This window comes from Carboxydothermus hydrogenoformans Z-2901 (assembly GCF_000012865.1).
GTDB lineage: Bacteria > Bacillota > Z-2901 > Carboxydothermales > Carboxydothermaceae > Carboxydothermus > Carboxydothermus hydrogenoformans.
On sequence record NC_007503.1, the window covers coordinates 2,216,310 to 2,227,788 of the forward strand.

Consider the following 11,479-nt stretch of genomic DNA (forward strand, 5'->3'; position numbering starts at 1 on the left):
GGTTTATTTTTCCATTTTTACCCAAATTTATAACTCACCCCGAAGCCACCCCGGGGATAGCGCCATTCGATATTGTTAAAAAGGCAGCCGTATTTGCAGGTACCGCACTCCACACAGCCTTCATAGGCAATCATAATCCGCTCACTTTCCTTATCCCAGGAGTAAACCCCGGCAGGGCAAATGTAAGTGCAGTACTTGGCATCACATTTTTCTTTACAAATTTTGGGGTCTTTTATTTTAAGATGGGATTCATTGTCCGGCACAAACCGGTTTAAATAAAGCTTATCCATTAAATTCATCGAATCAACCCCTTCCAGAAACCATAAGCATCTTTCACCATCTGCCAGAAAGACCTCTTAGATAGCGCTTTTTCCTTAATTGCCTTAAACTTGTCCCGCTTCGGTACTCCATCTACCATAAACAGTTCAAAAAAGGCCTCATCCATCATATCGGGATAAGTGGTCATCAGGTCGTGGTTTTGTTCTAAGAAATCTTTGGCATTTTTATATTTTTCCAAGTCTTTCATAACAAAGCTTTCTCTTAAATAATCTTCATATACCTTTAAAGTATTAGCGGAGAAATCCCCCTGGCTTGCCGCCCTGATTATCGCCTTTGCCGCCAATGCTCCGGAAGTTATGGCCAAATTGGAACCTTCCCGGTGGATGGAGTTTACCAGCATTCCGGCATCGCCTACAATCACAATACCATCACCGTAAAGTTTGGGTATCCCTTTATAGCCCCCTTCCGGAATTAAGTGGGCAAGGTACTCCTTTACCTCGCCGTCACGCAACAAAGGCTTAATTGCCGGATGGTTTTTAAACGCTTCAATTAAATCATTGGGGCTAATCCGTCTTTTAATAAGGTCGGACATTAAAGCGCCAACCCCAATGGAAAGGGAATTCTGGTTGGTGTAGATAAAGGCTGTTCCCACCATACCGGCCGTTGCTTTGCCGAAAAGCTCAATCGCCACTCCTTCCCCGGGCTCGATGTTAAACCGGTCCTCGATTACCGAAGCTGGGAGCCCAATTACTTCTTTTACCGCCACCGCCAGGTTCTGCGGTGGAATAGGCTTTTGAAAACCATACTTTTGCGCTAAAAGGGAGTGGGCCCCTTCCGCCAGCACCACCACATCCGCCAGAACTTCTCCTTCTTTCCGCCCGGCAATAACTCCTTTTACTTTTCCGTCTTTGACAATTAAGTCTTCCACCACCGTTTCGGTAATTAAAAGTGCTCCTTTTTCCTGAACTTTTTTGGCTAAAAACCGGTCGAATTTCGCCCGAAAGACCGAATATCCGCTAATGTCTTCTTTATACCGGGGATTTCGATAGGAAAATCCAATTTTTGCAGTATCGGTTAAAAAATAATAACGCTGTTCAATTATCGGTCGCTCCACCGGGGCTTCTTTAAAAATCTCCGGGAAAACAGCTTCGGTGGGCTTTTTATAAATAATGCCCCCCATAACGTTTTTGGCGCCGGGAAATTCGCCCCGTTCAATTACAATAACTTTCAGTCCCGCTTCCGCCAGTTTATAGGCTGCCGCCAGTCCCGAAGGTCCTGCTCCAACCACCACTACGTCAAACTTTTCGGGCATTTACCGCACCCCCCTTTGTCCTGCCAGCACCCGGCGTGCTTCTTCGGTAATTGCCGGAAGTACCTCCAGTATATCGCCTACAATACCATAAGTAGCAATATTAAAAATCGGAGCATTGGGATCATTGTTTATGGCTACAATCACCTCGGACATTTGCATACCAACCAAATGCTGCACTGCCCCAGAAATACCGCAGGCAATGTACAGCTTAGGCCGTACCGTCTGCCCGGTCTGGCCTATCTGGTGAGCATAAGGAACCCAGCCCGCTTCTACTGCCGGGCGGCTGGCTCCTACTACTCCCCCGAGAACTTCAGCTAATTCCTCCACCAGCCGAAAGTTCTTTTTACTTCCAAGTCCCCGGCCTCCGGCAACGATGATTTCCGCTTTATCAAGATAAACTCCCGGTCCCTTTTCCTCCTCGTACTTAATTATCCGGGTCGGAACTTCCTCCTCTAAAATCCCAAGCTCCTCTTCCACTACCACACCAATTCTGGGCTTAGGTTCGGGCAGGGGAAATACCCGGGGACGTACGGTAGCCATCTGCGGCCGGGCGGTTTTGCAGAGAATGGTCGCCATGATATTACCGCCAAAAGCCGGGCGGGTTTGGTGTAAAAGCCGGGTTGTTTTATCGATCGAAAGCTCGGTACAATCCGCCGTCAGCCCTGTATTAAGCCAGGTCGCCACCACTCCGGCTAAATCCCGGCCCAAGGTAGTCGCCCCGATCAAGATAATCTCGGGCGTATATTTTTGCGCAAGCTTGACAATGCCTTTAGCGTAAGGATACGTCCGATAATCCTTCAGAACAGGGTCGTCAATAAGGTAAACCTTATCGGCACCGTAGCGGAAAAGCTGCTCGGCAAAATCCCTGACACCATCACCTAAAAGCACCGCTGCCAGTTCGGTTTCTAAATCATCGGCCAGTTCCCGTCCTTTGCCTAAAAGCTCAAAAGTAACCGGAGCAATTTCTCCGCCTAAATGCTCCACAAAAACCCAGACGCCTTGCGCGTGCATCCAACCACCACCTTTTAATAATTGTTTGGGCAACTCCCATTGCCATCTTTAAGCCGGCAGGAACCGGCCCTTTTATTTATTAGCCACTAACGTTAGCGGTACCAGCTTCTCTACCAGAGCTTTGGCCACTTCTTGGGGACTGCCGGTTAGCATCTCAACTTTGGCCCGGGCTTTAGCCTGGGGCACAAAACTTTTCCATACCTGTGTTGGTGAGCCTTTAAGTCCTAAAAAAGCTTCCTCCACGTCTAATTGCTCTTTCCCCCATACTTCCGGCTGGTAACGGGCAGCACGAATCATATCCGGCATAGTAGCGTAACGGATTTCGTTTATCCCCTTTAACGCCGTAAGAAGCGCCGGAAGCTTTGCCCGCACGTATTCTTTCCGCCCTTCAATTTTCCTTACCGCCACTACATAGCCTTCCACGGGATTAAACTCCTCCACCCGCTCAATGTATGTAATTAAAGCCATATTAAGCCGGGCTGCCACCCCGGGACCCACCTGCGCCGTATCCCCGTCGATGGCTTGCTTTCCGGCAAACACCAAATCCACCGGTTCCGCGGAAGCTATTTTCTCAATAGCTTTGGCGAGGACATAACTTGTAGCCAGGGTATCCGATCCGGCAAACTTCCTGTCGGTAAGTAAAATCGCCCGGTCGGCTCCATAAGAAATTGCTTTTTTCAAAGCCTCGGCCGCCTGCGGCGGACCCATCGAAACCACCGTCACCTTACCGCCGTATTTATCCTTAAGCCTTAACGCTTCTTCCAGGGCGTGGGCATCGTAGGGGTTGATAATAGATGGCACCCCTTCGCGAATTAAAGTGTTAGTTTTGGGGTCAATCCGCACTTCCGCCGTATCGGGCACCTGTTTTAGTAAAACTACCGCATGCACAATACCACCTCCAGACGTTTATTTTTAGTTTACCCAGGATTGAAAATTTTTCTGTGAGTTAGCTTACAGTTTTGGCAAGTGTTTTTTATTTTATTTTTAAAGTCACCAAATACCCATCCTGGGTTTGTTCCTTTTGGTAATCTAAATTTCTATAACCTTCATACCCCAACCACTAATAATTTTATTTTATTTAGAATATAACATTTTATAATTTTATTTGCAATAAAAAAAAACCGCCTACCACACGGTAGACGGTTCTCTATCAGTTTAATTATTCGGATATCTAATTATCCGGCCTTCCCAGTTGCGTAAAACTGCTTCTTCTTCCGAGAGTTCAATTAAATACTGGGGTAAAAGCGGAATTTTCCCAAAGCCTCCAGGCGCGTTGACGATATAATACGGCACTGCCAGTCCCGAGGTATAGCCCCGCAAGCTTTCCATTATCCTTAATCCGTCTTCAATCTTGGGAACAAAATGCATCGTTCCCCGTACCCTCTTCGCCTGGAAGATATAGTACGGCCGTACCCGAATTTTTAAAAGCTCATGGTTCAATTTCTCCATAATTACGGGATTGTCATTTACCCCTTTTAAAAGCACCGCCTGATTACCTAATACCACCCCCGCTTCAATTAATTTATCCACCGCTTTTTTGGCCTCAGGAGTTACCTCCCGGGGATGGTTAAACTGGGTATTGATATATATCGGCGGGTATTTTTTTAATATTTTAACCAGATTATCGGTAACCCTTTGCGGCAAGGTCACCGGTACCCGGGTACCAATCCTTTTAATTTCTACATGGGGTATTTCGGAAAGTTCTTTTAATATCCAGTCCAGCTCCAAATCGGATAAGAGAAGTGCATCCCCACCGGTAATTAAAACATCCCGGATTTCTTTATGCTCCCGGATGTAAAGAAGGGCTTCTTTTATCTGCTCCCTGGGAGTTTTCCGGTCAACCTCACCGATATTTCTTCGCCGCTGACAGTGACGGCAATACATCCCGCACATATTGGTAACATTAATTATTAAGCGGTCCGGATAACGCCGGGTAACCGCCGCCACCGGCGAAGTCCCCGCTTCATTCATCGGGTCAAGTTCACCGGTATCATCTAAAACCTCCAAAATGGAAGGAATCGACTGTTTCTTAATACCGCAATCGGGATCATCGGGATCAATCAAGCTCAAATAATAAGGCGAAATGGCAAAGCGATAAACCTTACTGACCTCCTCAAGTTCCCAGAGGACCTGGTCGCTTAAAGGCAAAATTTTTCGTAAAACTTCCGGCGTTGTTATCCGATTTTTCAACTGCCAGCGCCAATCCTGCCAGTCTTCTTCCGTTCCACCTAATACCTTTAAAATCTTCTCTTTTTGTTTTAAAATTTTTTCCCAGGCTTCAAATCCCGATAAAACCTTTTTTCTTTCCCTTAACCTACTACGACCAATCCGGGTAAGCTCTCTTTGCCGTTTCAATCCTTCATCTTTCTGCGAAATTCTTGCTCTATTCATGTAAATCCCTCCTTTCAATTCAGAGGGAGCACAGAAAAACCCTCCACAGGGGGAGGGTCAAAAAGGCAAAAAATATCCATTTTGCTCCCCCTTCGACGCTTACGAGGTTAGCTGACGGGTTCGGGCGGAAGGAGTCGCCCTACCTGAAAAGGATTCACCCCAAAAAGTGGTTCCCCCGCTTCCCGTAACGGGAATTCAGCGTTTGGTTAATAGTATTTTACCAAGTAAAATAATTTTTTTCAAGATTCTTGACTATTTTGTAACATATTTTGGTGATATTAGAAAAATTTAAACCACGATTTTTTCTTTTGCCTTTCTCCTTGTATTTCCAAAGTCACCGGTTCGCAGGATTTTCCCTCAAAAAACCGGCGGTTATTGGTAAATACTTCCGGTTTAAGATACTCCTCTAAAAACCTTATACTCCCTGGACCGTGAGCATCGGTGCCGACCAAAACCCCTTTTTCTAAAAACCACCGGGCACTTTTTCGGCTTCCTTCCCCGAAATACCCTGATAAAAGGGAAGTCAGGCTTACCTGAAAAACAACCCCCATATCCAAAAGCTCCTCAATTTCTTCCCGGTTCTCCCGTAAATACCGGTACCGCTCCGGGTGGGCAATGATGACTTTATTCCCGGCCCCGATTATTTCCGCTAAATAGAAGGTAAGCCAGGGCGGTTTTTGCGTTAGCGGCAGTTCGATTAAATAAATCCGTTCCCCTTTTAAGCCCAGCACTTTACCTCCGGCTATTAACTCCGGCAGTTCCGGCGTAAGATAAAGCTCCATCCCTGGATAAACTTTAAGCCCAATCCCTTCCGCCCCCAGGGCCTGGTTTAACCCTTCAACTTTGCGGATTACTTCTTCCGGCTTTAGCGGAGCTCCTTCCGCCATAAAGTGCGGAGTCGCCACCACTTCGCTAAAACCTACTTTCGCCATTTCCCGGGCAAGCCACAGGGAATCTTCAAGCGTCTTTGGCCCATCATCTACTCCGGGTAGTATATGGCAGTGAAGGTCCAGCATTTTAAGCCTCCTTAGCAGCTCACTTACTGTTTAGAAAAATCTGGGTTATAATTTTACAATTTTCCCCACTTACATCTCTTGGAATTTTCATACAGCTATTACCTCATCTTTAACAATATGCAACCGCATTATTTTATCCCTAAACTTTTATTAAAGAACTCACAGTTTCTTTCCTTCCCGGTAAACTTTTTCAACTAAACTTGCCGGTGCATCTTCTTCTAATACTATATGTACCTGGAAAGGTACCGCTAAATCCACACATTCCGCTACCAGTTTAAAAAAACTGCCCTCAATTTTCCCGGCTATAAAAATATCTATATCCGAAATAGGGGTAAAAAAAGCATTTTCATCGGCCAAAGAACCAAATAAGTAAACATCCTTCACTCCGTACTTTTCGCGGATAAATTCAGCTATTTCTTGAGCTTTACTCAAAGCTTCTTCCCGTAAAATCTTCTGCTCTTCTTCCTGCCTTTTCTGTCGCTTTTTTAACCACTCCCGCTGTTCAATAATATCTTTTTCGGAATAGGGAACCACACTGCTCACTCCCTATCGGCAACACTTTTTTGCAAAAACTCGATAAATTCTTCTATCTCAGCAAAAAATAACCTTAGTGTATCCGGCAACTTTATTAATAAAGCAAGGATTTTTTCTTCATTTAAATTAAATCCATAAACATTTCGAAATACATGCCTAAAGCCTCTTAATTCCTCAAGCTTTTCCCAAAGTTCCCGGCTAATAACTCTTTTTCGTACTCCATCGATATCCAGCGCCATCTGCAGGAGAAGTTCTTTATGCCAGTTTTCTGACGCTGGCACCTTTCCGTCAAACTCCCGGGCAATTATCTTAAAAATGTTTTCTATACATACATAAATATCATGCAAGATAGAAGCCACTGCCCTGATAATAAAGCTATCCCCGCTTAAAATCTTTTTTAAATTTTTTTGTCCAGAATAATATCCTTTTTCTATGAGTTCATCTTCAAGCTTTTTAATATTTTTTAGCTCTTCCTTTATTCTCGCTGAAATAATCATGATGTCCCGTGGCGTCATTTTTACCCCTCCGCTTTTATTTACTTTAATTGTATCTTAACTCACCGGCCCTTACAATCAGCACTGTTAATTTTTTCTATTTTCCTTGACCTCTTATATACCCAAGGATAAAATTAAATTAACAAAAGTAGGCAAAAATTATGAGTAAAGCTTTGAACTCTAACGTTTTTACCTATAAAGATTATTTAAAACTTCCGGAAGAAGAGCGTGGTGAACTTATTGATGGCCAATTTTTCTCAAAAGCTTACGCTTCTCCGTCACGCCTCCATCAAAAAACCCTTTTAGAGCTTGCTTTGCAAATCGGTAGTTTCCTAAAAACAAAAGAAACTACCTGCGAACTTTACGTAGCCCCTTTTGATGTGATTCTGGCTTTAGAAAATGAAACCATTGAAGACGTTAAAAACGTAGTTCAGCCGGATCTTCTGATTATTTGTGACCCGCAAAAACTTACAGAAAAAGGTTGCCTTGGAGCACCGGATTTAATTATTGAAATAGTATCCCCCACATCCTATCGCCTGGATTATGTATTAAAGTTAAACTTATACGATAAATTCCAGGTAAAGGAATACTGGATTGTAAATCCCGAAACGAAAACAGTATTAATTTACCGTCAGGATAATGACCAAGGTTTTGGCGAGCCGGAAAAATACACTATCCCATCATTCGTATCTTCTTCTGTTCTGCCAGGTTTAACTATCTCAACCGAGCAAATATTTAACGATTAAAAAAACACCGGCAATTGCCGGTGTTTTTATTTCCCTAAAAACCATTTGGTTATTCCCTGGGCTAAAGCCGCTGCCGCTTTAGTCCGGTATTCCGGGGTAGAAAGTTTCTTCTCTTCTTCCGCATTAGATAAATACCCAACTTCCACCAAAGCAGAGGGCATTTCCGTATATTTAATCACGTAAAAGCCCTGATTGGTATAAATTCCTTTATTTTTGCTATTCAGTACCTCATTTAACGCAACCATGAGATTATCCGCCAGGGCTTTTTCCTGTGCTTGATTGTTCGGGTCAGGATAATAATATACTTGAGTTCCGTTAGCCGAGTAATACGCTGGCGAACCTACACTATTCTGGTGAATGCTTAAGAATAAATCAGCGGATAAACCGTTGGCGTATTCCACCCGTTTGCTTAAAGTGGGATAAGTGTCGCCAGTTCTGGTCATATAAACAGTAGCTCCCAGCGCTTCCAGGTAACCTTTAAGTTTAAGAGCAATATCTAAATTTACATCCTTTTCTTTAATCCCATAGACCTTTCCTATCGTACCGGGGTCGCTACCGCCGTGACCAGGATCCAGTACAATCTTTTTCCCTGAAAGTACTGGTTCCGGGAAAATTCTTACATTGTACCCCCCATTAATTTTCTCCACCGTAAGGTTCAGCGGAACAAAACCGGCAAAATTTACCACTACATTTCCATTTTCCGTAGCTGTGGTTAAGCTTTTTACCGGAAAACTTAAATCTGGAGCAGTAAGATTATCGATTTGCCCATTCTCTAAAACAATTTTGGCCGTTAATTTATCGTCACTTAAAGTATAAGTAAGATTGGCCGTAGTAGTTATTTGCCAGGTCAGCGAAGCAGGTGCCGTTTCACCTTTAATCTGCACCGGATGTACCGGTTCTACCGGAGTATCGCTAAAGTAAGCTTTCTCCGCCCAACCTATCTCACGGCCAGCCAAAGCTAACCGGTACCAGCCGTCTTTTTCCTCTAAAACCCCAAAGCTCTTTTCCCCGGAAATTGTCGCTTTAACTCCGGTAGAAAACCCCGCACCGTTAAAAACATTTACGGGGTCAACCTGCGGATAAACGGTTTTTATAATTCGAAGCCCATCCCCGCGGCTGGTTTCTGCCACATAAGGAACTAAATACGCTTTTGCAACCCAGCCGGTAGTACTTCCCGCTTTAACCTTCATCCAGTCACCGGAAACCTGCAGTCCTTCTACCTTTGTCCCCTGCGGCAGGGTCTTTATCACGCTATAACTTGTTCCCGGACCGGAACGAAGATTTAAGCTGGTAGCTTTTACTGCATAGACTCCAGAAATCGTCTTAATAGAAGTATTAGTACTGCTCTGCGGAGGAGTAGGGGTTGTCCCCCGGGAAGTCTCGGTAACTTTAATATAGGTTTTTACCACCCACCCGGCAATACTCCCCGCTTTTATGTAATACCAGCCGTTTTGCTCTTTATAAATTTCCACCCGCGTGTTTTTGGCCAATTTACCGGCTATCGCCGCAGAAGTACTCGGGGTTGTTCTGACGTTTAAAATGGTAGCTGTCACAATCCCGGTGCGAGACGCTTGAGTGCTCCGGCTACTCCCTACTACCGGACTGATATATTTGCCGGAAACATATCCATAACCGTTTTTATACCGGATTTTAAACCACTCACCCGTTTTTGCCGTAATTTCAACTTTTTGTCCCCGGCTTAATACCCCAATCTTTGCATAATTAATGCCCGGACCAGAACGAACATTTAACGTCGAAGCCGTCACCACTCCGTAGCTTGCGGCCAATACTGGCAGGCGGAACCCAAAAAATATGGAGAAAAGGAAGACCAAAAGAAATGCCAGAGCTTGTCCGCGAAGGTTGGAGCGACATCCCTTTCTCACTTTTTCACCCGCCTTTTTCCATTAATTTATCAAATCTTGTAAATATTATAACAAAGTCTTTACAATTTGTCGAACAAAAAAAGCCCCAAAAGGGCGTAAAATCAGAAATTACAGCACATAACCCCCTGGGACTTGTCAAAATCCTATGTTTTTTGGGTAGTTTTATGGTTTTTCCAGTTTTTATCCAAATTTGAGCTATCCCGACATTACCTGTCGACGGAAGTCAATCGTGGGTGGAAAGAATCACCCTACTCTTCAAAGGTTATCGAATGGAGCATTTCCGCTTCATAATAGGCTTCCGCCGAACTATCTTCTACATGCTTGGGTAGAGGTGCTTCCTTTAAGAAATAATCATAAATTATACCATACTTTTCCTGGTCATCCCAGGTCACATCCACATCCAGCCACTTACCGTTAACGTAAACCCTGTTCCAGGCATGGGGCTCACCATCACCGGTACCGATCACAATTTTAGTGGGAATTCCCGCTGCCCGAGCAATAGCTGCAAACAAGCGGCTGTAATCCTGGCAAACACCGGTACCGGAAGCCAAGGCTTCCGAAGCAGTTTTCTGAGGCACCACCCCAAGCCGGTAGCTGGTCCAATCATAAGCCAATGCCCTGGCTACATAATCATGAATTGCCTTTACTTTCTCCAAATCACTGGTTAAGTCCTTGGTTAAATCGTAGGCAATTTGCCGAATTGTAGGATTATCGCTATCAACAAAACCGGAAGGTAAAAGCGTCGACTTATCGGCAATACCGGTTACGTTTAATTTTATCACTTTTTCAATGTAAACACTGCTGCCCCACGACTGCTTGTAAAATAGCAGGTAATAGCTGCCACTCCCGTACCGGAAATAAAGCTTCTCGCCACTTATATTGGAACTGTTAAACTCCTTTATTGCATATATTTTCCCGCTACCGGCTGGCTTATAGCCAAAGTCGGTACTAATCCCCGCTGGAATACCGCTAATTTGCAGGGTTCCAATTTCCTCTCCGGGTTTTAAATTAAGGGTATAGGTATTGACATCGGGATACTCGGAAAGCTTCCGGTAGTCAAAGCTTAAAACACTTCCCGGCTTTATCTCTTCTACCGGAGTATTCGAGCTATCCCGGCGAATAATTTTTAGGGATTTAACGGTGGCATTACCAAAGATATCAACAGCTTTAACCGTTACGGTATTTTCACCGGGATTAAGATTAACCTTAGCAACCGTCTGGTAATACCAAACCGGTGCCGCTAAAAGGTTTTTCCCGTTAACCTCTAACTTTGCTACCCGGGAAATATCCCAAGCAGTGATTTTTAAATCCGCCGTAGAATTAGTCACCACCGAAGGCGCTGTTACCATAAGCACCGGCGGAGTTTTATCCAGGTAAACAATATATACCCGGCGTAAGGTATACTTGCCTTTATGGTCAACCACTTTAACGGTAAAAATATTACTTCCGGCTTTTAAATTCACCTTTACCGATTTAACTATACTTTTCGTACCCGGCAAAGCATAATGGTTTTTATTAACCGTCAGATACTTTAAAGGATTCTGTCCGGAAGCCTTTGCGGTAATGGTTGCCGACGGGGAATAAACCACCTTTGGCGCCACAACAGTCAGGGTCGGGGTGTCCGCCGCTAACGAAACAGTGCTAAATACGGTAACCATTAAAAAGGCAAGTAGTACCAGTACTCCTAATTTTCTTCTCACCACCAACCCTCCTTTCGCAATTTTTTCTATTATCCTAAGTATATTATAATCTTTTTGACAATTTTCTGCAAAAAGACCCTCTCTCAAGGAAAAAAGCTGTAGAAAAAACTACA

11 protein-coding genes and 1 riboswitch are annotated in these 11,479 nt (G+C 44.2%); of the genes, 1 reads left to right on the top strand and 10 read right to left on the bottom strand.

Annotated elements, in window-relative coordinates:
- Positions 1-17 precede the first annotated feature (17 nt).
- The 8 genes from CHY_RS11500 to CHY_RS11535 form a co-directional block, all read right to left on the bottom strand.
- Positions 18-299: a ferredoxin family protein gene (locus CHY_RS11500; RefSeq protein WP_011345342.1), complete on the bottom strand. Its 282-nt coding sequence runs from the start codon at positions 297-299 to the stop codon at positions 18-20.
- On the bottom strand, positions 296-1,591 hold the full coding sequence (locus CHY_RS11505) for an FAD-dependent oxidoreductase (RefSeq protein ID WP_011345343.1): 1,296 nt from the start codon (positions 1,589-1,591) through the stop codon (positions 296-298). The genes CHY_RS11500 and CHY_RS11505 overlap by 4 nt, the downstream gene beginning before the upstream one ends.
- Positions 1,592-2,602, bottom strand: a complete 1,011-nt coding sequence (locus CHY_RS11510; RefSeq protein WP_011345344.1) for an electron transfer flavoprotein subunit alpha/FixB family protein — start codon at positions 2,600-2,602, stop codon at positions 1,592-1,594. It abuts the gene before it with no gap.
- A gap of 72 nt (positions 2,603-2,674) precedes the next feature.
- Complete coding sequence (locus tag CHY_RS11515) at positions 2,675-3,490, bottom strand: electron transfer flavoprotein subunit beta/FixA family protein (RefSeq protein WP_011345345.1); 816 nt, start codon at positions 3,488-3,490, stop codon at positions 2,675-2,677.
- 267 nt (positions 3,491-3,757) lie between these two features.
- Positions 3,758-4,993, bottom strand: coding sequence for a glutamate 2,3-aminomutase (gene eam / locus CHY_RS11520; RefSeq protein WP_011345346.1), 1,236 nt, complete (start codon positions 4,991-4,993; stop codon positions 3,758-3,760).
- Between the two features lie 81 nt (positions 4,994-5,074).
- Positions 5,075-5,204: riboswitch (cyclic di-AMP (ydaO/yuaA leader) on the bottom strand.
- Between the two features lie 67 nt (positions 5,205-5,271).
- Entirely contained in the window at positions 5,272-6,009 is a 738-nt protein-coding gene (locus CHY_RS11525) for a tyrosine-protein phosphatase (protein WP_011345348.1), read from the bottom strand.
- A 159-nt stretch (positions 6,010-6,168) separates the two neighbouring features.
- On the bottom strand, positions 6,169-6,543 hold the full coding sequence (locus CHY_RS11530) for a nucleotidyltransferase family protein (protein WP_011345349.1): 375 nt from the start codon (positions 6,541-6,543) through the stop codon (positions 6,169-6,171).
- Between the two features lie 5 nt (positions 6,544-6,548).
- A complete protein-coding gene (locus tag CHY_RS11535; protein WP_011345350.1) occupies positions 6,549-7,058 on the bottom strand; it encodes a hypothetical protein in 510 nt (169 codons plus the stop codon).
- Positions 7,059-7,198: 140 nt separating this feature from the next.
- Here CHY_RS11535 and CHY_RS11540 point away from each other — a divergent pair, with 140 nt between their 5' ends.
- Positions 7,199-7,783 (top strand): Uma2 family endonuclease, encoded by a 585-nt coding sequence (locus CHY_RS11540; protein WP_011345351.1) that lies wholly within the window; start codon positions 7,199-7,201, stop codon positions 7,781-7,783.
- A gap of 26 nt (positions 7,784-7,809) precedes the next feature.
- On the opposite strand, the gene CHY_RS11545 is transcribed toward CHY_RS11540, so the two are convergent.
- Both CHY_RS11545 and CHY_RS12880 read right to left on the bottom strand, forming a co-directional pair.
- Positions 7,810-9,549 carry an N-acetylmuramoyl-L-alanine amidase gene (locus tag CHY_RS11545; protein ID WP_041537766.1) on the bottom strand — a complete coding sequence of 580 codons (1,740 nt, stop codon included), beginning with the start codon at positions 9,547-9,549 and terminating at the stop codon, positions 7,810-7,812.
- 365 nt (positions 9,550-9,914) lie between these two features.
- Positions 9,915-11,366, bottom strand: coding sequence for a transglutaminase domain-containing protein (locus tag CHY_RS12880; RefSeq protein ID WP_011345353.1), 1,452 nt, complete (start codon positions 11,364-11,366; stop codon positions 9,915-9,917).
- Between the last annotated feature and the right edge of the window lie 113 nt (positions 11,367-11,479).

Excerpts from the sequence above, each read along its gene's own strand:
- CHY_RS11500 (WP_011345342.1), bottom strand. The coding sequence starts at position 299 with ATGAATTTAATGGATAAGCTTTATTTAAACCGGTTTGTGCCGGACAAT.
- CHY_RS11505 (WP_011345343.1), bottom strand. The coding sequence starts at position 1,591 with ATGCCCGAAAAGTTTGACGTAGTGGTGGTTGGAGCAGGACCTTCGGGA.
- CHY_RS11510 (WP_011345344.1), bottom strand. The coding sequence starts at position 2,602 with ATGCACGCGCAAGGCGTCTGGGTTTTTGTGGAGCATTTAGGCGGAGAA.
- eam (WP_011345346.1), bottom strand. The coding sequence starts at position 4,993 with ATGAATAGAGCAAGAATTTCGCAGAAAGATGAAGGATTGAAACGGCAA.
- CHY_RS11525 (WP_011345348.1), bottom strand. The coding sequence starts at position 6,009 with ATGCTGGACCTTCACTGCCATATACTACCCGGAGTAGATGATGGGCCA.
- CHY_RS11535 (WP_011345350.1), bottom strand. The coding sequence starts at position 7,058 with ATGACGCCACGGGACATCATGATTATTTCAGCGAGAATAAAGGAAGAG.
- CHY_RS11540 (WP_011345351.1), top strand. The coding sequence starts at position 7,199 with ATGAGTAAAGCTTTGAACTCTAACGTTTTTACCTATAAAGATTATTTA.